We start from the raw sequence: 23,135 nt of genomic DNA, 5'->3' as shown, positions 1-23,135 counted from the left end.
AGCCCGCTATACCAACACGGCAACCTTGGCATAACTTTGGAACCAGTCATCCTGAAAGACCGGCAAACCCGGTCCATTCAGGCGGATACACCAGACGGCACCGTGCTGGTCCTCATAAAGCATGGCGCAGACTTCGGGATGGTGCGTGGATAATATCTTGGCGATACCCATATTTTTTGAGGCCTTGGAATTTATCTCGTAGGCAGGAAGCGTGAAAATTTGCTTGCGGTCCACATTGAACACGACATGATCGCCGGTCCAGTGGCCGGTTTGCTGCTGCCTTTTCACGGAAGCCCCCACACTCAAAGAAGTTTCTCGTTGTTTGGCATCAAGTCCTGCCAACAGGGGAACAATAGGGGATAATTCCACCGGCATTACAGCACTTCCACCACCACCGCCGTCCCATAGGCCGTGACCTCATTCATGGCCTGCCCCTGTCCGGCGTCAAACTCACCGGAATCAAAGCGCATCCCCAGTACCGCATTGGCCCCAAGGGAGCGGGCATGTTCCGCCAGTTGTTCCAGAGCATCATCGCGGGTCTGGGCAATCATTTTTAAGTAGCCTGACTGTTTTCCGCCAAAGACGGCACGAACACCCCCCATAAAATTGCCGACAAAATTACGGGAACGCACCCCTGTGCCATAGACCGGCCCAATGACCCGAACCACGCGCATACCGGGGCATTCGTTGATGGTAAGGATGAGGATAGTGTTTTGTTCTGCTGACATGGCTTAAGTATGATCGACAGACTATCCGCCCACAAGCGGTAACGGACTTCATAGTCATGATGGCTAACCCATCACCCCAACAGCTTAGCCAAATCTTCCGGTCTCAGATGGGTGTACCTTTTCAGCATTTGCATATTCTTGTGACCGGTGATGGCCGCCGCTTGCACAGGGCTTAACCCTTTCTCAAAAAGGCGGCTGGTAGCCTCATGACGCAGTATAGGGATGCCTAATCTAATGCCTAATCCGGGCACAGTTTGGGCAAAATTTGGGCAAAAAATCAACAAGACGCAAAAAAACACCTAGCAAACATAGCTAAGCGTTTGTTTTGTATGGTGCCCAGGGACGGAATCGAACCGCCGACACGAGGATTTTCAGTCCTCTGCTCTACCGACTGAGCTACCTGGGCCAAGAGCGCGTATTTAAGCGGGCTCACGCCCGGAAGTCAAGGCCAGCGCGCGGCGATATAAAAGACGGTGGGCCATTCCGCTTTGCGCTTCAGCAATTCGCACCGCCTGGGTCAGTGGCAGCTCCTCAAGCAAAGGGGCGAGCCAGCGATCCGCTTCCTGTTCACCAGGGTCTTGTTCGGGTGCTCCGCCGAGTATCAAAGTCATTTCGCCGCGCACCTTATCCGGATGCTGAGACAAGCGTTCCAGCAGCCCGCCCAGAGAGTCGCGCAGACATTCTTCGTAGATTTTGGTCAGCTCCCGACAAAGCGCTGCAGGTCGATTCAGGCCCCAAAGTTCCGCCATATCCGTTATTGTTGCCACAATGCGATGGGGGGCTTCATAAAAAATCATGGTCCGTGATTCCGACTGCAACACCGCAAGACGAGCCCGACGGGCGCCCGCTTTGGCTGGTAAGAATCCTTCAAAACTGAAGCGATCACTCGGCAAGCCGGACAAGGTCAACGCGGCCACAGCGGCATTGGGACCGGGGATAATGGTGACCGGTAACTGCTGTTCGCGCAACAACGCCAGTAATGGAAAACCAGGATCGGAAATCAACGGCATCCCGGCATCAGAAAGCAAGGCAATCTGCTCACCGGCAGCAATGCGCTGGGCAATTTGCGGGGCCAGTGCCCGCTCGTTATGTTCGTGCAGGGCCATGGTTTTGGGCTGTACACCAAGATGCTGGAACAAACGCTGGGCATGGCGGCGATCCTCCACCAGGATCAGGCTGGCATGGGCAATGGCCTGTCCGGCCCGTGGCGAAAGATCCTCCAGATTGCCGATGGGGGTAGCGATAATCGTCAACAGCCCGGAATGCATTTCAGTCATTGAACCACTGCTCCATTCTCCATACACTCTGCTCATGAAACTGCCGACCAGTTTATTCCATTTGCCACGTTTGACCGCCACACTGGCTGTCGCCGCCGCCTTGAGCGCCTGCGCGAGTATGCCACATAAGCCAGCGCCCGTGCTCAGTACCGCTCCAGCTCCAGTAAGCACTGCGGTAAACCCTCCTGAAGCGGCAAGTGCCCAGCAGGCAGATGCGTTACTCGCAGAGGGGCATGACCTGGAAGCCGCCAAAGACTACATCAAGGCGGCGGCGGCCGTTCAGGGCAAGACACAACTCCAGTATTTGCTGAAGGCTGCCCAAGCCTCCCTGCAGGGCAACAGGGCTCCGGTAGCGGTACTGCTCGCCGATGAAGTCCTGCGTTTGGAACATGACGATAACGGTTTACGTGGGCAAGCCTTGTGGATACGCGCCCAGGGATTGATGGATCAGGGACAGACACCCAAGGCCAAAGGCAATCTGGAAGAATTGCTGACCATCGCCAGCACGCCGCAGAACGTACGTGCCGAGGCTATGGGAACCCTTGCCACATTATACACTCAAGAGGGGCATGAACTGACTGCCCTGAATTTTCTGATAGAACGGGACAGCCTGCTCAGCGGCGCTGCCATCCACAAAAACCATCAGCGTATCCACGCCCTTCTGGACTCTGTTTCCTCGGCGCGCATTCAAAACTGGCAGGGACGCAGTGGTAATCCGTTGGTACAGGAATGGCTCGCCATTGCCCTGATCAGTCGCCACAATCCGGATCCGGATCAACGCAAAGCGGCTATCAATGCCTGGATGGCCGCGCATCCTGGCCACCCGCCCATCAATTTCACCAGCCATGACGAACTGAACGTCGCGGACACTACCAGCAGTCAGGAGGGCAGCATTTGTGCACTGCTTCCCTCCACCGGTAGTTATGCGGGACTTTCTCAGGCCCTCAGTGCTGGCATGGAAACGGCGGCACAGCTGACCTCCGGGCCGGCCGTCAAGCTGCTGCAAAGTACCGGGAATCCCAGTTATACCGCCGTGCTTTTTGAGCGCGGAGTCAAGGAAGGCTGCCAGATATTTGTCGGGCCATTGTTACCGCAGGACATCAATGCCGTGGCCAGTGTACGCAAACCTTCAGATCCTCCTGTTATTGCCCTGGGTTCCGATGCCGGGGTCCAACAACCGGGGTTATATACTTTCAGTCTGAGTCGGGATGTTGCGGCGCGTCAAATTGCCAATCAGGGCTATGCAGCAGGCTATCGACGGGTCTATGTGTTGTATCCGCAGGATTCCAGTGGCGCTGCCATTCAGGCCGATTTTATCGATACCTGGAAAAAACTGGGAGGCAGCGTAGCAGGGGTCGCCACCTACCTGCCTGGTCATTCTCTCAATGGCCAGACGCAGCAACTGCTCAGTGGGACCAGCTCAACGCATGATTTTGTTTTCCTGGTCGTAGACAGCAGAAATGCCAACGCCGCAGTCACAGCCATCCGTTCCATCAATAGTCGCATTCCGATTTTCAGTCCGGCGCTTTTACATGGAGCCACGCTCCCGAGCGATGCGCAAAATCTCTCCGGGATTGAGTCCGTGGATATGCCCTGGGTTATTCAACCGGCTACGACCAAGCCACAGGCCGCTGCACTGCTCCACACGAGCCTGCCCAAGGCCAGTGATGCGCAGTGGCGGATGTCCGCTTTTGGTCTGGATGCCTACCAGCTTGCCGAAAAAATCCTCGCCAAACAATTTAGTCAGCCTCTCAAAGGCGCCACCGGAACCTTACATTTTGGTAAAGAGGGCCGCATCGTACGTGACATGCAATGGATGGAAGTAGAGAATGGCGCTATTGTGCCTTTGCCAGCCATCCCCAAACCCGGCAGCTAAATTAACGTATGCCTTCGCCGCGCCAAAACTTCGGTCAGCAAGGTGAGGATCGCGCTTTAGCTTTGCTGCTGAGGGCCGGACTAAAGTTGCTGTTGCGCAATTTTCGTTGCCGTTCCGGGGAAATCGACCTGATCGTACTGGATAATGAGGCTCTGGTGTTCGTGGAAGTGCGCCAGCGCACCCATAATCGGCAAGGGTCTGCCGCCGACAGCGTCAACCATCGTAAACAGCAGCGCTTGATTCGCGCTGCCGAATATTTTTTATTGCGTAATCCCCGGCATGGTCTGCGTCCTTGCCGATTTGACGTGATTGCCATTGACGGTGACGCAGCGCCGGATTGGATTCGCGATGCTTTCAGAGTGCCCAGCCCATGACCATGCCTAACCGGATAGATACCGCCTTGCGCGCCAGCATCGCCACCAAGGAACACGCCGCACGGAGTCTCGCCGCACCTTTCGCCGACGCCAGCGCAAGGCTGATAGCCACGCTGCAGAACGGCGGCCAGATTTTATGTTGCGGCAATGGTGGTTCATCAGGAGATGCCCAGCATCTGGCCTCAGAGCTGGTCAACCGCTTTGAAAGCAATCGCATGGCCCTTCCCGCCGTTGCCCTCAGCACCGATAGCAGCGTCTTGACCGCCATTGCCAATGATTCTGCCTACACGCAAGTATTCGCCCGTCAGGTGGAGGCCCTGGGCCGACCCGGCGATTGTCTGGTAGCTTTCAGCACCTCCGGCAATTCCGAAAATGTCCTGCATGCCATCCGTACTGCCCAAACTCGGGGCATGTGGACCTTGGCCATGACCGGCAAGGATGGCGGACAACTGGCCGGCCTGCTGCGGGCGGCGGATATTGAACTGCGCGTCCCCGAAAACAGTACAGCGCGCATCCAGGAAGTGCATCTGGTCATCATTCATGCCCTTTGCAGCGATGTGGATGCGGCTTTTGCCGAAAATCCAAACTCGCCCCATAGCGTCGCGTCATTTTCGGGACGGATTCTGCAGGACCATGAGCAGCTCAGACAGGCCTGCACTTATCGTCGTCCCCTGGTGTTCACCAATGGGGTTTTTGATATCCTGCATCGTGGCCATGTCCAGTATCTCGCCGAAGCCCGTGCGGAAGGCGCCTGCCTGGTTGTCGCCGTGAACAGCGATGCCTCCGTGCGTCGACTGGGCAAGGGCGCGGATCGCCCGATCAATTCTGAAGACGATCGTATGGCGGTACTCGCGGCCCTGCAGTCCGTGGATTTCGTCACCACTTTTGATGAAGACACCCCCTTGCAACTCATCGAAAAACTGCAGCCTGACGTACTGATCAAGGGCGGCGACTGGCCGGTGGAAAGTATCGTCGGTGCCCGCGAGGTCCAGGCGCGCGGCGGTCGCGTGCTCAGCATTCCTTTCCGGCACGAACGCAGCACTACCGCGCTGTTACAGAAAATCCGGAATTACCGACCATGAGCATCGCCGTCATTCTCCCGGCCCTGCGTGCAGCTCTCGACACTGAGAGAGTTCGGGATGACATCGATACCCTGTCCATTTACAGCCGTGATGATACCCCTGGAAGCTGTCTGCCAGCCCTGGTGCTTTTTCCCCGGAGCCATGAAGAAGTGCAGGCTATCGTCCACATTGCCCGGCGCCATCATTTGCCGCTGATCCCCAGAGGGGCCGGGTCGGGCAACGTGGGTGGTGCGCAACCGATACCCGGTAGCGCCGTCATCAGTTTTGAATGCATGCAGGAAGTTTGTGATTACAGCCCGGTAGACCGGACCATCACGGTAGAAGCCGGCATGATTACCGCCGCCATCAATGACCATGTAGTCCAGGACGGGCTTTTTTATCCCCCTGATCCGGGCAGCAGTCCCTATTGCCGGATTGGTGGTAATCTCGCCATGAATGCCGGGGGGCCGCATGCTGTCAAATACGGGGTGACCCGGGATTATGTGCTCGGTTTGCGCGCCGTCACCGGCTGCGGGGAAACGCTCTGCTGTGGAGTGCGCACCAGCAAAGGCGTGGTCGGTTATGATCTGACCCGTTTGCTGGTGGGGAGTGAGGGTACGCTGGCTTTGATTACCGAAGTCACCCTGCGCCTGCTGCCTCTGCCCATGGCCAAAGCCACGCTTCGCGCTGCCTATACAAATACAGCCAGCGCCTGCGCGGCGGTCCAGCGGGTCATGGCGCAAAGACACACGCCCAGCGCCCTGGAACTCATGGATCCTCATGCCTTGGCGGCCGTACGCAGTATGGGCGCCGCAACAGACCTGCCCGCTGCCAGTCAGGCGCTGTTGATGGTCGAAGTCGACGGCGAAAGTGAAACCATACCCGCCCAACTGGAAGCCATGCGCCAGGCCCTTGCTGGAGAAGGTAATCTGGAAATCCTGGAGGCCACAGATGCCCGGGCCACGGCGGCACTCTGGGCCGCGCGCAAATCCCTGTCTCCAGCCACCAAAGCCATGGCACCACTGAAAATCAACGAAGATGTGGTCGTCCCGGTCAGTCGCCTGCGCGATTTACTGGAAGCCATTGAAGCCATTGCCCAGGAACAATCCCTGCACATTGTCAGCTTTGGCCACGCCGGTAACGGCAATCTTCATGTCAATTTTCTGGTGCACCCCGAAAACCATGAGGAAATGCGCCGTGCCCGTCAGGGGCTACAAAAACTCTTTCAGACGGTCCTCCGCCTGGGCGGCACGCTTTCCGGCGAGCACGGCATCGGCAGCAGCAAACGGGAATTTTTACCCCTGGAACTCAGCCCCGAAAATCTCAGCATTCAGCGTGCCATCAAAAAACTGTTTGATCCAGAGGGCATTTTGAATCCTGGCAAATTACTCCCCGAAGGATAAATGCATGAGTAGTATTCTTCACGCCATTCAACCCGTACGCCATATTGCCCTGAAAAACTGGGACGAAACCTTCGACATGGATCTGGTAGATAACAATCCCGCCCACCGCCTGCTCCGCGACGGGGATGCCTGGGTAGCCATATTTCGTTCCGGGGTTCTTTGTTTTTTTGGTGCAGGACCCGCCCTGCAGGCGCGCATTGTGGCCAGTGTTCAGGCCCAGTTTACGGCTATCAGCAACCCGAAAGTCGAAGAGTTATTCATTAAAACCGGTGAGCGGGATGCCGTCGGCCGGGATGGCGTAACCCTCAAGCATCTGGATGAAGAGCGCATCCTCCTGGTGTCCCTGCGTCTGGCCCAAAGTCTCGCCCTCGAACTCCACGAAGAAGCCGTCGAAACCCTCCTGGAAACCACCTTGAATTTACTCTCCGAGGTCACCCGTACCGGTCGTCTTCCGGGACGCCGGGGGAGTCATCTGCGTTTTCTGGCTTCCACCTCGGCGACCCGCACCGAAATCCTGTCGCGCCTTGCGGTGCTGGACAATCCGGACATTGTCTGGGAAACGCCGGGACTGGAAATACTCTCCCGGGAGCTTTCCGCCGATCTGGAACTCACCAGCCGTTTCCGGGCCCTGGATGAAAAACTCGATGCCATTCATGAAGGGCTGGAAATCATGATTGTTGCCAGTCGCCATAATCGTGAGACCGTTCTGGAATGGATCATCATCATCCTGATTACGGCGGAAGCGCTGATCATGCTTCTGGGTAAATGAACATGTCAGAGGCTTTACCGGAAACCATCGACCCCCCTTACGGCGAAGAAGACGTATTTGCCGCCCATAATACCCGTCTGGCCCGAGCTTATGAACCGGCCCGTCTGCTGCTGATTGGTCCTGCCTGGGTAGGTGACATGGTCATGGCGCAAGTATTATTGCAGGTCATGCGCCGGCGCTGGCCAAAATTGCAGATTGATGTACTTGCTCCCTCAGCCAGCCTGCCGGTTGCCTCGCGCATGGCAGAAGTACGGCGCGGCATTCCTCTGGATATTCCCCACGGCAAGCTGGGCTGGAAGGAACGCCGCCGTATCGCCGAAACCCTCCAGAAAGAAGATTATGACTGGTCTATCTGTTTGCCCAACAGCCTGAAATCTGCACTGGTGCCTTACTGGGCCCAGATTCCCAACCGCAGCGGCTTTGGTGGCAATGCCCGAAAAATGCTGCTCAATGACCGCCGCCACCTGGACAAAAAACACCTGCCACGTACGGTAGATCGTTTTGTGGCCCTGGGGTTACCGCGACGCTTGCCGCAACCCACGCAATTACCCGCACCACGTCTGATGGTGGATCACGGTGCGCTGGCCGTCACGCTGCAACGTCTGAATATCCAAAATCCCGGTGCAGGGCTGGTGGCCCTCGCACCCGGAGCAGAATACGGTCCGGCCAAACGCTGGCCTATACGCCATTGGATCAGCCTGGCCCAGCAACTGACTCAGGCAGGACGACCGGTGTGGCTTTTCGGTAGTCCGAAAGACGCCGAAATCACCCAGGCCATCGCGCAAGCTGTCCCGACAGTGCTTGATCTGGGTGGACGCAGCAGCCTCACGGAAGCCATCGACCTGCTTTCACTGGCAGAAATCACGGTCAGCAATGATTCGGGCCTGATGCATATTGCCGGGGCCGTCGGGAGCCGGCTCATAGCGCTGTATGGATCGACGCCCCTGCAAATGACCCCGCCCTTATCGACCGGCGCCGTGGCCCTGCGTCTGGGACTTTCCTGCAGCCCCTGCGCTAAAAGAGAATGCCCCCTCAAGCACCACCGCTGCATGGAAGATCTGCTTCCCGCACAGGTTCTCCAGCAACTCGCTCCTCGATAATCCGAAATACCCGTAATAAAAAAGCCCCGCAGAGCGGGGCGAGGAGAGGAGGAGCAATGCCATGAGTATTGCAGAGGTAAAATCGTTACATTATCAGGCGATGCCTTGACCGTTAGTTGACGGTTTTTTCCACCTGAATGGTCGAATTAATTTCCACCCGCTGGTTGGCAAAACGGCCCTGCGGCGTTGCATTACTGGCCACCGGATCATTGTAGGAATGGCCCTTCAGCACCATCCGCGAACGGGACACGCCATGAGCTTCCAAATACTGAGCAACACTGTCAGCGCGCTGTTCTGACAAACGCTGGTTGTAGGCGTAGCTGCCCACCTTACTGCAGTAACCATTGACATCCAGTACCGCGCTGCTGTGCTTCTGGGCAAAATCTGCCACTTGATCCAGAACCTGGATGTCATGACTCATGAGCTTTGCAGAATTCAGCTTGAAGTTGATACCCGTGATGGTAATGGGTTTGCTCTGCAGGACCGTACGCTGCACCGGCGCAATGGGCGCCGGAACAGGAACGGGGGCAGGAGCCGGGGCCACCACAGGCGCCGCTACCGGCGCCTTGTTGGCAGGACAGCCCTGAAATGGGGCTTCCGCACAACCAGCCGCCGCCATCACCATTACCGCGAGTAATACATGTTTTTTGGCAATCATCATTGTTCTCCCTGAGTTTCGCAGTATGCGTCAGCTTAGAATGCGTAGGTCAGCATCACGCGGTTGTAGATGAAGTAGCCGGCCTGCGCCGCAGACAAGTCACCATGCGCCACACCTACGCGATCACGAATGGACAGACCCTTGAGGAATCCCTTGGGGAAGTAGGTCAGATCGCCATAGATATCGTTGGCAGAACCATTCGCTTGTAACTGATATTGGGCGTAGGAAGTCTGAAACAAAAAGCTGTTATTGAGGAAATGCTGACTCAGGCTGATTTTCCAGGCATGACCAGGACCCATTTCTACCAGACCACGAATCATGGACGTGGTGTAGAGGGGATCCGTTGCATAACCCACGGTATAGGGAGAAACAATGGCACCACCACCGATAGCTCCGGGGTGATACTCAATTTCATTGTACGCGGCTGTCAGCGCACCCTTGCCGAATATGGCGTTATCCAGATTATATTTGACACCGCCTTCCACACCCCAAGTCGTGCTGTTGACGCTATTACCTTTGAAATGATCAACTTCACCAGCGCCGTTGGTGCCATTGAGACGACTATTGGCATCCCATTCACGCACCACCTGACCGCCCAGGAATGGATCCAGCCCCATACCGGTTTTCAGGGTATAGCTGGCATCACCGTAGAACATATTGGTAAAGTTATAGAAGTTGTAATACCAAGCTTGGGCGTTGATGCCATATCTTTTGTAACTTGTACCAAACGCCAAAATGCCATTAGAAGCTGGCGTACCTGCGGGCAGGTCAGCGGCGCCACCATAAATGGGATCACCGTCGAAACCGGTGTTGTAATACAGGTTATCGCGGTAATAGTCACCGGAGGTGCGGCTCTTCCAGCGGAACATCCGCATACCGTATATGTTCCAGCCGCAGTAAGGCGTCACTTGTGCAAAAACGCCCTGGAAAGTGGCCGGAATCATGCGGGAATCAGAACCGTTGACAAAAGGCGTGTTCACTTCCTGGTTACCCGCCCGAATCATCACCACATCGGGAATGGCATATTGCAGGTATGCCTGACCCAACGCATTGATGGAGTCACCCAATCCCATCAATGTCACATCGTTGACAGTCTGATTGCCAGGATTGGCTCCCAAGCTATTGGCTGTATAAAAACCCACGTCAGCGCTGAAACCGGCTGCAGAAGGCGTATGCACATTAATATAACCACCCAGAGAAAAGGCTCTGGCATTTGGCTGGGTTCCACCAAAAAAGCGGTTGAAGTAATACGAACGAATCTGTCCATCCACCTTGCTGTGCATAAAAAAGTCAGCCAAGGTATTTCCTGTGGAACTGGTGTCGGCATGAGCCACGGCAGCAAAGCCGCTCAGGGCAGCAAACAGTGCAACGGCAACGCGGTTTTTCTTCAACATGTGACCTCCTCGATTTAGGGTTCTTTGCAACACTGTGGGCATAATAACGAGGTTATATGACAAGATGATGACAGTTTTATGAACTTTTTGTGACGTTATTTCCATATAGATATATCGATTATGACAGAAACGGGTTGAAAAAGGCATCCATAATCCTGAAAACGGTAGTGGGCCTGAGAGCTTTGCAGCGACTTTAGCCCGCGCCGTTGTTGTTCTTGGTGAAATCCTGCGCCCGTCAGGAGAGCTGTCTGAGCCAAAGGGCGAGTTCTCTCCTGACAGCAGGATGAGCCTTAGAACAACAGGCAAGGGACGTGGGAGCAAAAAGCCCCCAGGCCCACTACCGTTTTCAGGATAAATACCCCTTTTTAACGGGCCGACTGGCGCAACAATGCCACAGCCCTGGCATCCAGAGGAACACGCAGCATTGCGGTCTGGTCGCCACGAATACCGAAATCATTATCGGTGATAAAAACCAGTTCCCGATCATTCAGCAAGGACATGCCTTCGACTTTTTCCGGTAATTTGTCATGCCCTACCGAAGCATCATAAATCAGGGTCGCCTTGGCAGGTGTAATACCCACCGGCTCCAGATCGTCTTGAGCCTCCAGGCTGGGCGACGCTTCGGTCTTGGCCCAGGCGGTGCCCAGCAGACTGCTGGCATGGGCAAAATTCAGCAAATAGACCTGAACCCCCTTACCGGCACGCAGCATGGCCAAAACCGCATGATCATTGACGGCACTCAGCGCTGAAACCTTCACATCCTTCTGTTGTTCACCCGGTGCCAATTGATCCGCCCTGGGTATCTGAAACACATAGGCACCCGCCATTTTCTCAAAGTTACCCTGCTCATCGAGTGTAATTTTCAGAATGCGCACATTGCGGGAATGCTTAAAGGTTTCTTTGTCCGGATTGGAAAAGGGACTTTGCAAAGTGACAAAAAGAGCGCGCCGATCCGGAGCCAAAGCGATCCCTTCAAAACCTCTGTTCACCGTACGCTTTACCAGCAAGGGCGGAAGTGCCGCCCGAATGGGCACCGCACTGCCTGCATAATCGCTTTCACTGCCTTTGGGAACCAGGCGTTCCAATACCACCCCTTCGGCGTTCACGCGCAGCAGGCTCGGACCATACTCCTCACCAACCCAGAACCCGCCCGTCTTTAACGCGGCAATACATTCACTGTCTATCCCGTTTGGGCTGCTTCCCAGCGGCTGCAGCTCGGCATTCAGGGCCTGTTCTGAATGCATCAGTGCCGGAGGAAGTCCCGTCATCGCCGTTTGATTGGCCGCATGCAAAGGCAAGGACTGAAGAACCTTTACATGGTCATCCGTAACCTGCAATTTATAAATGCTGGGCGTAAAAGTGGGAACCGGAAACACCATGCCATCTCCCTGACAAATTTGTGATCCGAATATTTTCGCTGACTTATTGCACGCTATATTCGGACCGCGATCTGTCACCGCATAAAAAATATCGTCTGGCGCACCCTGAGCATGGGTCAAGCCGCTACCCATTCCCACCGTCAGGTGCAGGGGATGACCAGCCACGGACACTTCCGCCAGCGGAATTTGCACGTCCGCAGCGGCCAAATCCGCAGCGCTGACCGGTAAACCCAGTATCAGCGCCCATACACCCAAGCTACGCAATATCCATTGTTGATTCATAGAAGCTCCCCGGAGCCGGGCATAACTACGCCCGGCCTGATTTTATGGTGTCAAAACAGAAACTGGCCACGGAGCTGGAGAATATTCAAATCCGTGTTATAGAGGGGACTATTCACATAACTGGCTCCTGCCGGTGCGCTGGTGGGAATATCGCCAATGTGGGCATGAGAATAATCCAGCATCAGACGCACATGCTCATTGGCATACCAGTTGATACCCGCCGTGATGTTACTGCCGCGACCACCATAAATTCCGGCCTTGGCGTCATTCATGTTCAGGCGATCATAACGCAAGGCCACTTCCCATGCGCCACCAGGTCCGATGTCCTTCAAATAATGAAATTCACCAATTTTGGGTTTGAAGTTACGGGATTGCCCCGTCAGGATATAACTGGCCTGGACGTAATACCCATTGAAACTCGCAGTGGGCAAGCCATTACGACGGGAAACATTGGCCCCCACATAAGCGCCCTCAATAGAAAAAGGTCCGGCTACAGCAGCTGTTTCCAGAGTATATTGAAACTGTGAACTGGGATTGCTGACATATGCCTCCAGCAGTTTGGTGCTGGCGACACTGGTTTCCGGACGGGTGGCATACAAAGCCGCCTTGTTTTGCTCGCCAAAGCCGGTGTAATTCAGATTAGCCCCGAAATAAAGATCGCTTCCTTCGCTGTGCACTGGAACATAAGTTGCGCGACCACTGATGGTGTAAATGCCACTCTGATTGGTGTTGCTGGTTTTCGTACTCAACGCCGTATTTTTATTGGTTCCGCTGCGAACAATGCCGCTATAGCTGGTCACTTGTTTTTCATCCAGGGCATTCATGAAACCACCCAGACCCAGCATCCAGTTATCCCCATGGGTGGTAAGCTTTAGACCCATGCGCCGGTCACCGTAGGCATCCAGGGCTTCCAGTAACGGGCGCTCCATCATGACATTGTCGTTGGAGCTGTTGAGCTGATCCATACTGAAGAAGGTTTTGGATTGTCCCAAGGTAACGGTCGAGTTAGGCAGCCCCAAATAAGTGAAATAAGCGTCTTTAAAACCTGCAGCAGCCGTATCGGTAAATTCATACTGAAATTTAAAACCCCATTCCCGGGCAATATTTCCACTGGTAAAAATGCGTGCCCGTCGCAACTTGGCTCCCGCAGAGCCTTCAATGGGATTATTGAAGTAGGTCGCGTAATCCGCCTGAATACGTCCTCCCAGATTCAGACTGAAATCATCACTTTTTTCCTTGGCGAGACTGGAACTCAGCAGCGATTTGTCATCAGCATGAGCCAATGGACTCAAGACGAATGCTGCCAGCATGGATATTAACAGATACTTTTTCTTCATTTTCACACTCCCTCAGTAGTTAAACACTGACAAGAGCGCAAAACAAAGATAGGTCCTCCCGAATCGTCAGGGGGACTCATATATGGCCACGCTCTTGGCACTGTCTTTTATTAAATTATGGAAAGTATGATAAGTGAGAATTGTGACAGTATGATGACAGTACGATGAAGGTTTTGTGACATTCTTTAAATATTAATTTAGACATGTTGTTCTTGGTGAAATCCTGCGCCCGTCAGGAGAGCTGTTTGAGCCCAAAGGGCGAGTTCTCTCCTGACAGCAGGATAAGCCTTAGAACAACAGGCAAGGGACGTTGGAGCAAAAAGCTTCCCGACCGACTGCCGTTTTGAGCATTAATTCATGTTGCAGGACGCGATGATCGTGGGACAATGCGTTCTGGAAACCTCCTGAATCGAGCCTGCCATGCCCATTGAAATTCGCCACCTGCGCACCATCGAAGCTGTCGCCCAGTTTGGCAGTCTGGCTGCTGCAGCCCAACGCCTGCATCTGACCCAGTCTGCTCTGTCCCATCAGCTCCGGGGTCTGGAAGCGGAATTTGGTGTCAATATTCTGGACCGCGAACGCGGCAGCCAATTGCGCCTCAGCCCTGCCGGCGAAGAATTGCTGGCGGCGGCGCGGGAAGTCCTGCCCCGCGTGCGGCAGTTGCAGGAAGAACTCAAACGTCGGGCCCTTGGCAACAGTGGACGTCTGCGTATTGCGGTGGAATGTCATACCTGCTTTGACTGGCTGACCCCAGCCATGGATCGTTTCCGGGAAAACTGGCCGGACGTTGAGATGGACCTGGTTTCCGGCTTTCAACAGGACCCTCTGCCCCTCCTGCAAAGTCATCAGGCTGATCTGACCGTACTGACCGCCCCCGATGCCATGGCTGCGGACATCACCCTGCATCCCCTGTTTGCCTACGAAGTGGTCGCCTTGGTTAATCCTCGCCACGCCCTGGCCAGCAAGTCTTTTCTGGAGCCCGCCGATTTTCTGGAAGAAACCCTCATCACCTATCCGGTGGAAGACCGACGCCTGGATTTATTCCGGGAGTTTCTGCAACCCGCTGGCATCCAGCCCTGGCGCCGGCGTCACGCCGAACTGACGGTCATCATCCTGCAACTGGTCGCCTCGGGTCAGGGTATTGCCGCCCTGCCTTCCTGGGCGGTGGGGAGCTACGGAGAAAAAGGGTATGTGCACGCCCTGCCACTGGGTCCTCAGGGCCTCTGGCAGACTTTGCAGGCAGCCACCACGGCTGAGCAGTCGGAACAAGACCACATGCGCGCCTTTCTGGCAGAAATACGGGCCAGTGTGGCTGCAAATCTGCTTGGAGTAAAAGATATTCAGGGCGTATGATCTGAGAATTCTTCCCGTCAGATAGAGGGCGTTTCCATGCCTACCGTTCCCGAACAAAGCGTGATTGTCGATTCCGATCTCATCCGTCGTTACGATCAAGCGGGGCCGCGCTACACCTCTTATCCGACTGCGCCGCACTTTCACACAGATTTTGACGAGATCGGTCTGATCAGGGCACTGCAGGCGTCCAATCATCAAGCCCGGCCACTATCCCTGTATTTTCATATTCCCTTTTGTGAACACCTCTGTTTTTATTGCGCCTGCACCAAGGTAGTCACCCGTCATCACGAATGGGGCGGCCCTTATGTCGCGCGTCTGGAAAAAGAAATGGCTTTGTATCTCACTCATCTGGATGCCAGTCGTCCGGTAGAGCAGCTGCATTTTGGCGGTGGCACCCCCTCCTTTTTGCGTCAGAATGACCTGAGTACCCTGCTGAACAGTATTCATCGGCATTTTCAGCTCCTGCCCGATGATCAGGGAGAATACGGTGTTGAAATTGATCCTCGCGCCCTGGAACCGGGCACTCTCAAGCTCCTCCGGGAATTCGGCTTTAATCGCATCAGTATTGGCGTGCAGGATCTGGATGTTGCCGTGCAAAAAGCCGTACATCGGGAACAAAGTCTGGAACTGTTAGCTGCAGTGATGGCCGAGGCACGGTCCCTGGGTTACCGCTCCATCAGTCTGGATTTGATTTATGGCTTGCCGTTACAAACTCCGGAAAGTTTTGCCCGCACCCTGGAGGCTGTGATTACCCTCCGCCCCAATCGATTGTCGGTATTCAATTACGCCCATCTCCCCGAACGCTTTCCGCCGCAGCGGCGCATTCTGGAAACGGATATTCCCTCCCCGGAAAACAAGCTGCGCATTCTGGCGGAAAGTATCTCAACACTGCAGCAAGCCGGATATGTATACATTGGCATGGATCATTTCGCCTTACCCGATGACGAGCTGACTCTGGCCCAACGGGAAGGAAGCCTCTATCGTAATTTCCAGGGTTATTCCACCCATGCGGGAAGTGACCTGCTTGCCTTCGGCATGAGCGCCATTGCCATGGTCGGCCCCAATTACAGCCAGAATATCAAAGACCTGGATGCCTGGGGAGACAGGCTGGATCATGGTCATCTTCCTGTGGAAAAGGGCACACGCCTGAATGATGAAGACCTGCTGCGCCGTCATATCATCAACCGACTGACCTGCGATTTTCGCCTGGATTTTGCGGCATTACAGCAGCAGTACGGTATCCATTTCAGGGCACATTTTAGCGATTGCCTGCCCGCCCTGAAGCAACTGGAACAGGATGGACTGATTCAGATCGACGCAGAAAACCTGCAGGTAACTCCGCAAGGTCGCCTCCTGATCCGTCATGTCTGTATGGTTTTTGATGCTTACCTGCCACAAAAGTCGGTACGTTATTCTCGGGTCATCTGAAGCCAGCGTTCCGGATCAAAGCCCAGCACGCCCTGATCACCGCTGATGAGAATGGGGCGACGGATCAGGCTGGGCTGCGCCATCATCAAGGCAAAAGCCGCGCCTGCATCCTGGCATTCACGTGCCGCTTCGGGTAAACGCCGCCAGGTTGTTCCCTTGCGATTAATCAGCGCTTCCCAGCCCCATAGCGTCGCCCAATGCTGTAGGTCTGACAGGGCCACTCCGGCTTTTTTGTAATCATGGAAGTCATAAGACCAGCCTTGCGCGTTCAACCAGGCAAAAGCTTTTTTCATGGTATCGCAATTCCGAATACCGTAAATGGTTATCGTCATATTTTTTCTCTCTTTTTCAGAATCAACACCTTAAAGCTTTCGCCCATTTCCTGAGGCATGGTCAGGCGTTTGATTTCATTATTTAATGCGAAAAGTGCTGCGGCCTCCTGCCCGGCGGCCAACTCTGCATAGACTTCGGCAAGACCATGTTCCACCAGAAAGCGGGCGAGATTTCCGTAGAAATCCACTTTCAGACCAAGCGTTGGCGCAACATGCAGTAACGTGCTGAAATTCACATGGGCAGTCAGATCACATAATCCCGGCCAATAAAACGGATCATCCAGCCAGTGTTGGCGATAATAGGCGCGTAAACTGCCCGACTGACGCTGGGGATGATAATACTCTCCAGCCTCATGGCCGTAATCTATCAGTATCAGCGCCCCGGATTGCAGGCAATTCGCCACTTCCCGCAACCAGGCGGTGGCTAGAGGATGCAATTCGGTGCGGTAATGTTCAGGCCACTGCGCCATCAGCGGCAGCAAACCGGGGTCAATAGCTTCGGCGGCATAAGGATCTGGCATCCAGGCCCATTCCAGCCCTTCTCCATTCCAACGCACCGCGCGCTCCCGCAACACGCCCTGATCATCTCTTTCGACGACCACTACCGGCATGGCATCCAGCACCTCATTGGCCAGCATGACGCCGCGCCAGTGCGCGGGTAGCTGCTGCACATGATTGACTGAGGGAAGCATTGCCCGTTGCTGTTCCTGCAGATCCGGGCTGAGTTCCAGCACCGTATAGGGGACCATCGGCAAGCGTTGCTGAATTTGTTGCGCCAGAAAACCACGGCCTGCGCCAAATTCAAGCATACCGTCACTATGCGCGTCCGTTGGTAGCAACGGAGCCAGCACCCGTGCCAACACGCTGCCCAGCACCGAACCCATTTCCGGGGCGGTCACAAAATCGCCGTCGGCACCCAGGCGGTTTTGCCCGGCCATGTAATATCCCAAACCGGGGGTATACAAAGCCATCTCCATGTAGCGGCGAAAACAAATCACGCCCCCTGCAGCCTGGATTTCGGCACGAATCCGCTCCAGCAAAAGCGCCGAATGGGCTTGCGCGGCAGCATCCGGAACCGGCAGGCTGGCCTTGCGCCCTCCTTGGGAATGGGTTAAAAAATCGGGACGCTCTGCGCGCATGGAATCCTCTTGAAAGCTACCGAAAAAGTTGTTCTGATCACTGGCGCCGCCCGCAGGGTGGGAGCCGCCATCGCCCGGCAACTGGCCGCAGAAGGCTGCCAGTTGGTCCTGCATTATAGGCGATCCCGCAGTGATGCCGAAGCCCTGGCCGCCGAACTGCGCCATCAATACCGTACAAAATGTTTACTGATTGCTGGCGATCTGGTCGCTGTGCCTTTTCCCGCCCAACTGATTGCCGCCAGCGTGGAGCATTTCGGCCGCCTGGATGGCCTCGTCAATAACGCCTCCATTTATCAGTCCAGCCCTTTTGAGCAAATCACGCCTGAGGATTGGCAGCGAATGGAGGCCATTCATTTGCGTGCGCCCCTGTTCCTGACCCAGGCGGCAGCTCCCCATTTACGCCGCAGTCACGGAGCCGTGGTCAACATCGGTGACATTCATGGAGAGATTCCCCTGCGATCTTATTTGCCTTACAGCGTCAGTAAAGCGGGTCTACTGGCGCTGACCCGCTCCCTGGCCAAAGAACTGGGTCCGGATATTCGCGTCAACAGTGTTTCTCCAGGCGTAGTACTCTGGGCAGAAAACCAGGACCCTCCAGATGGAGATAAACAGGCACTGCTGGAGCGCAACGCCCTGAAGCGGGTCGGGAATCCTCAGGATATCGCCTCGGCGGTGGCTTATCTGCTTTTTGACGCCCAATACACCACCGGCCATAACCTCGTCGTCGATGGCGGGCGCATGTTATATTGATCCCCATGAACAGCAAAGCCCCCATCCGCTTTTACAGCGAAGAAGAACTGGATGCTCTGGAAGAGCAGGACCCGCTCGCTGCGGCCAAAATTGCCCATGCCCAGGCCATGGCCGCCCGTGGACTGGACCGCCAGAAGCGTTATGGTCCGGATGATCCCCTGCCCGACCCCGAAGCCGTCGCCGAAGCCGTGCACACCGTCCGTCGCATTCTCATGCGCGACGGCGGCGATATTGAACTGGTAGACATTATCCAGCGCGATGTCCGGGTGCGCATGAAGGGCGCCTGCGCGGGCTGTCCCAACGCGGTCATTGATCTCAAACAGGTGGTGGAACGCATTGTCGGTGCCGTCTCCGGAGTCGTCAGCGTGAGTAATACCTTTTGAAAAATCCTCTCAGCAAAACCCCCAAAGTCGGTTTCGTCAGCCTGGGCTGTCCCAAAGCTACCGTGGACAGCGAGCGTATCCTTACCCAGTTGCGGGCTGAGGGCTACCTGCTGGTAGGCGATTACGCCGACGCCGATGTGGTGGTCGTCAACACCTGCGGTTTCATTGACGCAGCGGTGACAGAATCGCTGGAAGCCATTGGCGAAGCCCTCGATGAAAATGGCAAGGTGGTCGTCACCGGTTGCCTGGGGGCCAAGGATAACGGGGACTTTATTCGCAATGTGCATCCCAAGGTGCTGGCCGTTACGGGTCCCCAGCAGTCTGGCGCAGTACTGGAGGCCATTCACACCGCACTGCCTCCCCTGCATGATCCCTATACCGATCTGGTTCCTCCCCAGGGCCTGCGCCTGACTCCGGCACACTACGCTTACCTGAAAATTTCCGAAGGCTGCAATCAGTCCTGCAGTTTCTGCATTATTCCCAGCATGCGTGGCAAACTGGTCAGTCGCGAACCCGGTGATATTTTGCGGGAAGCCGAAGCCCTGGTTTCTGGAGGCGTCCAGGAATTGCTGGTGATTTCCCAGGACACCGGAGCTTATGGGGTCGACCGTAAATATCGCACGGCCTTTCACGATGGGCGCCCCATCAAAACCCGGATCACCGATCTTTGTGCGGCACTGGGGGAGTTGGGTGTCTGGGTGCGTTTGCACTATGTGTACCCCTACCCCCATATTGATGAACTGCTACCCCTCATGGCTGAGGGAAAAATCCTGCCTTATCTGGATGCGCCCCTGCAGCATGGTAGCCCCCGGATTCTCAAGGCCATGCGCCGTCCCGCTGCTGCCGAAAAAACTCTGGAGCGCATTGCTCACTGGCGGCAACAGGTGCCTGATTTGACCATCCGTAGCACTTTTATTGTCGGGTTTCCCGGTGAAACCGAAGCCGAATTTTCAGAACTGCTGGATTTTCTGCGCGTTGCAGAACTGGACCGGGTGGGCTGCTTTGCCTATTCTCCGGTCGAAGGCGCACCCGCCAACGCCTTGCCCGGTGCCGTTCCGGAAGCAGTCAGGGAAGAACGTCGCGCCGAATTCATGCGGGTGCAGGAAAGCATCAGCCGTGCACGGCTCCAGCGGCATGTGGGTCAGCGTCGTGAGGTGCTGGTAGATGCCACGGAGCGCGGGGGCCGGGCAATAGCCCGCTCCGTCAGCGATGCGCCGGAAATAGACGGTGTGGTACACCTGAGTAATGCGGGCGGCCTCAAAGTCGGTGACCGCCTGGCCGTGCAAATCACCCGTGCGGACGACCACGACCTGTACGGAGACTGTTTCAGTCTGGGTTAATCCGTACCCCTTTCTATGCGTACACCCACATCACGGGTGCCCCGCACCGCCGCCGGTTTATGCACCGTCACCTGTACCCAACGCGCAGCAAATTCACCCCGGATAATATCGGCAATCTGCTCGGCAAGGGTTTCCACCAGCTCCACTTCGGAAGCACTGATGTGACTGACCAGGCGTTGACAGACCGTCTGATAATTGATGGTTTGCTCTACCTTGTCCGACTGGGCGGCAGCATGGGTGTCGGCGGCAATTTCCAGGTCAATCAAAACGGTCTGTTTAACCTGCCGTTCCCAGTCATAAATACCGATGCGGGTATCGACTTTCAGTTCCCGCACGAAAAGAATATCCATAGTCATCCCGAAAAATGCGACAAGGCGTCGCGTCTGGGCCTATAATAGCGCTTTTCTGGGCCAACACACTGCATGTCTGTCATTATTGATATTGTTTTCATAGTGGGTGCCTACCTGATCGGTTCTATAGCGACCGCCATTCTGGTAGGTCGTGCCATGGGCCTGGGTGATCCTCGGCAATCCGGATCCGGGAATCCGGGGGCAACCAACATTCTGCGCATCGGCGGCAAAAAAGCCGCAGCACTGACGCTTTGCGGCGATCTGATCAAAGGCATCATTCCCATTGTGATTGCCCGATGGTTGGGTGCGGAAGGCTGGATCCTGGCCGCCGTCGCACTGGCGACCTTTCTCGGCCATTTGTATCCCGTTTATTTTGGATTTCGGGGGGGTAAGGGGGTGGCTACGGCCATGGGTATCCTGCTGGCGCTGATGCCGTTACTGGGATTATCGGTGCTGGGTGTATGGATAGTGGTTTTTGCCGTCATGCGGGTGTCCTCCCTCGCCGCGCTTCTGGCCGCCATCAGCGCGATACCCCTTGTTTTTGCTTTGTCTGCCAGTAACAGTCTGCATGCCCTGATTATCGTGCTGGTAATCCTGATTCTTTGGCGGCATCGCAGTAATATTCAGCGCCTGCTCGATGGCCGCGAAACACCCTTCAAAAAACACTGAACCGCCCCGCATCGAAAACCTGTTGCAGATGTCAGGGCCGGGGACTTTTGAGACAAAACGAGGGTTAATGCTGCTGTTCCTGGCTTTTGGTAATTCCTGTAACTGGTCGATTCTTGGCACTTTCTGCTGGAGGTGAAGTCTTCCCTGAAGCGGCATTCCAAAAACCGACGGCACCAGCTTTCACTGCGTGACCAATATCTACCGCCTCATGAGCGATACCAAGACCCACATCTTTTCCTGCTTGACCAATTTTATGGACGGTTGAACCAACTTCTTGTCCAGCCTGCTGGGCTCCTTGCTTGAGATCCGTTGTTTCGGCATAGGCCGTAACTGGGGACAAGAATGAAATCGCCACTGAGCAGGCATACAACACCCCTACAAAAACTCTCGTTTTTGTCTTGTGATCCCAGTTCTTAGTCATATATCCAGGCATTGATTGCACCTCCATAATAAAAAATTCACCCCTAGCCCAAGACGATTTTAATCGCGGATATTCCATTCCTGCATGCGTTCGTCTATCCATTGCGCCAGCTTTTCGGCAGGACGAAATCCAGGCGCCAAATGCTGCGCTTCCTGAGCAGCGGCCAGGGCACGGCGCATGCTGCCCTGATGCAGGTAATAGCGCGCCAGATTCATTTGCGCCAGATGCGGCGCATCAAAATGCCGGGATTTGAGCGCCCGCCGAATCACAAATAGGGCTTCATTTTCCCGTCCGGTATCCATGAGGTATTCGCCAAGATCATTCCAGGCCTGCCCCCATTCTGCGTCACAGGCGATGGCCCGTCGGCAGGCGGCAATTGCGCCATGATTGTCGCCCGATGCCGCCAGTGCCCAGGCATAGAACGTCCAGATCAATGCGGTGTCAGGATCCGCCTCCAGTGAACGCCTGAAGGCTTCTGCTGCTTCTTCGGGATGACCGGTCTGCTGCCAATCCAGACCTTGCTGAAAATCCGGATCGACAGCCGCACGTTCGTCAACCACCGTATCCAGAGAAAAAGATTCACCCGTCATGTTTCCTCCTTGACCAGCGACCAACGCGCCCGTACCGGGAAGTCAGCACTGGCAGACTGGGCCATTTCGGGATGCAAGGCACCAGCCAGGGCAATCATCGCGGCATTATCCGTACAATGGGCCAAATCGGCGATACATAATTCTACGCCCTCTGCGGCCAAGGTTTGCAAAGCACTGCGCAAGGCGCGATTGGCTCCCACCCCGCCCGCCACAATCAAACGCTTCAGACCGGTGTGTTGCAAGGCGCGCTGGCATTTCCGAAACAGAGTGTCGACCACCGCCTGCTGAAAACTGGCAGCCAGATTTTTTCTCTGGGTCACATCCCCTTCAGGGACTTTCATGGACGCCAGACGAAAGGCTGTTTTCAACCCGCTGAAGCTGAAGTCCATGCCAGGGCGGTCCAGAAGAGGTCGAGGCAAACGAAATGCCTCGGGGTCACCACCTTCTGCCAGAGCTGCCAGAGCCGGCCCCCCAGGATAGCCTAGTCCCAGCATTTTAGCAGCTTTATCGAAAGCTTCACCGGCTGCGTCATCCAGGGTTTCACCCAGCAACACATAATCACCCAGCCCCCGCACTTCAATGAGCATGGTATGCCCACCGGAAACCAACAAAGCCACCGCCGGAAAGGGCGCCACCCCATTGAGCAGGGGAGCAAGCAGGTGTCCTTCCAGATGATGAACGGGAATAACCGGAATATCCCAGGCAAAGGCCAGGGCCCGCGCAAAATTCACGCCTACCAGTA

General features: G+C 55.5%; 26 protein-coding genes and 1 tRNA gene. 12 read left to right on the top strand and 15 right to left on the bottom strand.

Annotated features, from left to right (window positions below; translation table 11 throughout):
- Positions 1 to 6: 6 nt before the first annotated feature.
- The 5 genes from HAP95_RS15070 to rsmI form a co-directional block, all read right to left on the bottom strand.
- The gene (locus HAP95_RS15070; protein WP_215884953.1) at positions 7 to 375 is read right to left on the bottom strand and encodes a hypothetical protein; all 369 of its coding nucleotides are present in this window, start codon (positions 373 to 375) and stop codon (positions 7 to 9) included.
- A complete protein-coding gene (locus HAP95_RS15065) occupies positions 375 to 728 on the bottom strand; it encodes a YbjQ family protein (protein WP_215884952.1) in 354 nt (117 codons plus the stop codon). Before HAP95_RS15065 ends, HAP95_RS15070 begins: the two co-directional genes overlap by 1 nt.
- A 71-nt stretch (positions 729 to 799) precedes the next feature.
- A complete protein-coding gene (locus HAP95_RS15060; RefSeq protein WP_368356603.1) occupies positions 800 to 979 on the bottom strand; it encodes a tyrosine-type recombinase/integrase in 180 nt (59 codons plus the stop codon).
- 79 nt (positions 980 to 1,058) lie between these two features.
- Positions 1,059 to 1,134 (bottom strand) — tRNA-Phe (locus HAP95_RS15055).
- A gap of 13 nt (positions 1,135 to 1,147) precedes the next feature.
- Positions 1,148 to 2,176: a 16S rRNA (cytidine(1402)-2'-O)-methyltransferase gene (gene rsmI, locus HAP95_RS15050; RefSeq protein ID WP_368356600.1), complete on the bottom strand. Its 1,029-nt coding sequence runs from the start codon at positions 2,174 to 2,176 to the stop codon at positions 1,148 to 1,150.
- On the opposite strand from rsmI, the gene HAP95_RS15045 reads away from it, so the two are divergent.
- Genes HAP95_RS15045 through waaF form a run of 6 tightly spaced genes read left to right on the top strand, consistent with a single transcriptional unit; the run spans position 2,145 to position 8,588 of the window.
- A complete protein-coding gene (locus HAP95_RS15045) occupies positions 2,145 to 3,881 on the top strand; it encodes a penicillin-binding protein activator (protein WP_215884951.1) in 1,737 nt (578 codons plus the stop codon). The two genes, rsmI and HAP95_RS15045, sit on opposite strands and share 32 nt — an antisense overlap.
- Positions 3,882 to 3,889: 8 nt before the next feature.
- Complete coding sequence (locus HAP95_RS15040; protein WP_215884950.1) at positions 3,890 to 4,255, top strand: YraN family protein; 366 nt, start codon at positions 3,890 to 3,892, stop codon at positions 4,253 to 4,255.
- A complete protein-coding gene (gene rfaE2 / locus HAP95_RS17685; RefSeq protein ID WP_215884949.1) occupies positions 4,252 to 5,337 on the top strand; it encodes a D-glycero-beta-D-manno-heptose 1-phosphate adenylyltransferase in 1,086 nt (361 codons plus the stop codon). The genes HAP95_RS15040 and rfaE2 overlap by 4 nt, the downstream gene beginning before the upstream one ends.
- Positions 5,334 to 6,719, top strand: a complete 1,386-nt coding sequence (locus HAP95_RS15030; protein ID WP_215884948.1) for an FAD-binding oxidoreductase — start codon at positions 5,334 to 5,336, stop codon at positions 6,717 to 6,719. The genes rfaE2 and HAP95_RS15030 overlap by 4 nt, the downstream gene beginning before the upstream one ends.
- Before the next feature lie 4 nt (positions 6,720 to 6,723).
- Entirely contained in the window at positions 6,724 to 7,488 is a 765-nt protein-coding gene (locus HAP95_RS15025; protein ID WP_215884947.1) for an RMD1 family protein, read from the top strand.
- A 2-nt stretch (positions 7,489 to 7,490) separates the two neighbouring features.
- Positions 7,491 to 8,588: a lipopolysaccharide heptosyltransferase II gene (waaF, locus tag HAP95_RS15020; RefSeq protein ID WP_226832837.1), complete on the top strand. Its 1,098-nt coding sequence runs from the start codon at positions 7,491 to 7,493 to the stop codon at positions 8,586 to 8,588.
- Positions 8,589 to 8,700: 112 nt separating this feature from the next.
- Here the strand turns inward: waaF and HAP95_RS15015 are convergent, their stop codons facing one another.
- The 4 genes from HAP95_RS15015 to HAP95_RS15000 all read right to left on the bottom strand — a co-directional run bounded on the left by HAP95_RS15015 (position 8,701) and on the right by HAP95_RS15000 (position 13,638).
- The gene (locus tag HAP95_RS15015; RefSeq protein WP_215885011.1) at positions 8,701 to 9,246 is read right to left on the bottom strand and encodes an OmpA family protein; all 546 of its coding nucleotides are present in this window, start codon (positions 9,244 to 9,246) and stop codon (positions 8,701 to 8,703) included.
- 35 nt (positions 9,247 to 9,281) lie between these two features.
- The gene (locus HAP95_RS15010) at positions 9,282 to 10,640 is read right to left on the bottom strand and encodes an OprD family outer membrane porin (RefSeq protein WP_215884945.1); all 1,359 of its coding nucleotides are present in this window, start codon (positions 10,638 to 10,640) and stop codon (positions 9,282 to 9,284) included.
- A 365-nt stretch (positions 10,641 to 11,005) separates the two neighbouring features.
- Positions 11,006 to 12,301 carry an esterase-like activity of phytase family protein gene (locus HAP95_RS15005; RefSeq protein WP_215884944.1) on the bottom strand — a complete coding sequence of 432 codons (1,296 nt, stop codon included), beginning with the start codon at positions 12,299 to 12,301 and terminating at the stop codon, positions 11,006 to 11,008.
- 50 nt (positions 12,302 to 12,351) lie between these two features.
- The gene (locus HAP95_RS15000; protein WP_215884943.1) at positions 12,352 to 13,638 is read right to left on the bottom strand and encodes an OprO/OprP family phosphate-selective porin; all 1,287 of its coding nucleotides are present in this window, start codon (positions 13,636 to 13,638) and stop codon (positions 12,352 to 12,354) included.
- A gap of 420 nt (positions 13,639 to 14,058) precedes the next feature.
- Between HAP95_RS15000 and HAP95_RS14995 the strand changes: the two genes are divergently transcribed.
- Both HAP95_RS14995 and hemN read left to right on the top strand, forming a co-directional pair.
- Positions 14,059 to 14,991: a LysR family transcriptional regulator gene (locus HAP95_RS14995; protein WP_215884942.1), complete on the top strand. Its 933-nt coding sequence runs from the start codon at positions 14,059 to 14,061 to the stop codon at positions 14,989 to 14,991.
- A 36-nt stretch (positions 14,992 to 15,027) separates the two neighbouring features.
- On the top strand, positions 15,028 to 16,419 hold the full coding sequence (hemN, locus tag HAP95_RS14990; protein ID WP_215884941.1) for an oxygen-independent coproporphyrinogen III oxidase: 1,392 nt from the start codon (positions 15,028 to 15,030) through the stop codon (positions 16,417 to 16,419).
- Here hemN and HAP95_RS14985 read toward each other — a convergent pair.
- Both HAP95_RS14985 and HAP95_RS14980 read right to left on the bottom strand, forming a co-directional pair.
- Positions 16,401 to 16,751, bottom strand: a complete 351-nt coding sequence (locus tag HAP95_RS14985; protein ID WP_215884940.1) for a Spx/MgsR family RNA polymerase-binding regulatory protein — start codon at positions 16,749 to 16,751, stop codon at positions 16,401 to 16,403. The two genes, hemN and HAP95_RS14985, sit on opposite strands and share 19 nt — an antisense overlap.
- Positions 16,748 to 17,890, bottom strand: a complete 1,143-nt coding sequence (locus HAP95_RS14980; RefSeq protein ID WP_215884939.1) for a class I SAM-dependent methyltransferase — start codon at positions 17,888 to 17,890, stop codon at positions 16,748 to 16,750. The genes HAP95_RS14985 and HAP95_RS14980 overlap by 4 nt, the downstream gene beginning before the upstream one ends.
- Before the next feature lie 9 nt (positions 17,891 to 17,899).
- Here HAP95_RS14980 and HAP95_RS14975 point away from each other — a divergent pair, with 9 nt between their 5' ends.
- The 3 genes from HAP95_RS14975 to rimO are packed head-to-tail and all read left to right on the top strand — an operon-like array spanning position 17,900 to position 20,363.
- The gene (locus HAP95_RS14975; protein WP_215884938.1) at positions 17,900 to 18,640 is read left to right on the top strand and encodes a pteridine reductase; all 741 of its coding nucleotides are present in this window, start codon (positions 17,900 to 17,902) and stop codon (positions 18,638 to 18,640) included.
- A 5-nt stretch (positions 18,641 to 18,645) separates the two neighbouring features.
- Complete coding sequence (locus tag HAP95_RS14970; RefSeq protein WP_215884937.1) at positions 18,646 to 19,023, top strand: NifU family protein; 378 nt, start codon at positions 18,646 to 18,648, stop codon at positions 19,021 to 19,023.
- Positions 19,020 to 20,363, top strand: coding sequence for a 30S ribosomal protein S12 methylthiotransferase RimO (gene rimO, locus HAP95_RS14965; RefSeq protein ID WP_215884936.1), 1,344 nt, complete (start codon positions 19,020 to 19,022; stop codon positions 20,361 to 20,363). Before HAP95_RS14970 ends, rimO begins: the two co-directional genes overlap by 4 nt.
- Here rimO and folB read toward each other — a convergent pair.
- A complete protein-coding gene (gene folB / locus HAP95_RS14960; RefSeq protein WP_215884935.1) occupies positions 20,360 to 20,713 on the bottom strand; it encodes a dihydroneopterin aldolase in 354 nt (117 codons plus the stop codon). The genes rimO and folB overlap by 4 nt on opposite strands.
- A 72-nt stretch (positions 20,714 to 20,785) precedes the next feature.
- Here folB and plsY point away from each other — a divergent pair, with 72 nt between their 5' ends.
- Complete coding sequence (gene plsY / locus HAP95_RS14955) at positions 20,786 to 21,382, top strand: glycerol-3-phosphate 1-O-acyltransferase PlsY (protein WP_215884934.1); 597 nt, start codon at positions 20,786 to 20,788, stop codon at positions 21,380 to 21,382.
- 64 nt (positions 21,383 to 21,446) lie between these two features.
- On the opposite strand, the gene HAP95_RS17205 is transcribed toward plsY, so the two are convergent.
- The 3 genes from HAP95_RS17205 to HAP95_RS14940 form a co-directional block, all read right to left on the bottom strand.
- Positions 21,447 to 21,815 (bottom strand): hypothetical protein, encoded by a 369-nt coding sequence (locus HAP95_RS17205; protein ID WP_226832836.1) that lies wholly within the window; start codon positions 21,813 to 21,815, stop codon positions 21,447 to 21,449.
- Between the two features lie 47 nt (positions 21,816 to 21,862).
- The gene (locus tag HAP95_RS14945) at positions 21,863 to 22,393 is read right to left on the bottom strand and encodes a tetratricopeptide repeat protein (RefSeq protein ID WP_215884933.1); all 531 of its coding nucleotides are present in this window, start codon (positions 22,391 to 22,393) and stop codon (positions 21,863 to 21,865) included.
- The coding region (locus HAP95_RS14940) for a tRNA (adenosine(37)-N6)-threonylcarbamoyltransferase complex transferase subunit TsaD (protein ID WP_215884932.1) at positions 22,390 to 23,135 on the bottom strand (746 nt) is incomplete at its 5' end. The genes HAP95_RS14940 and HAP95_RS14945, both read right to left, overlap by 4 nt.

Origin of the sequence: Acidithiobacillus sulfurivorans (genome assembly GCF_018853815.1) — a bacterium.
GTDB classification, from domain to species: domain Bacteria; phylum Pseudomonadota; class Gammaproteobacteria; order Acidithiobacillales; family Acidithiobacillaceae; genus Acidithiobacillus; species Acidithiobacillus sulfurivorans.
Note: the sequence above shows the minus strand (reverse complement) of the source record. Positions and strands in the feature narration are given on the sequence as shown.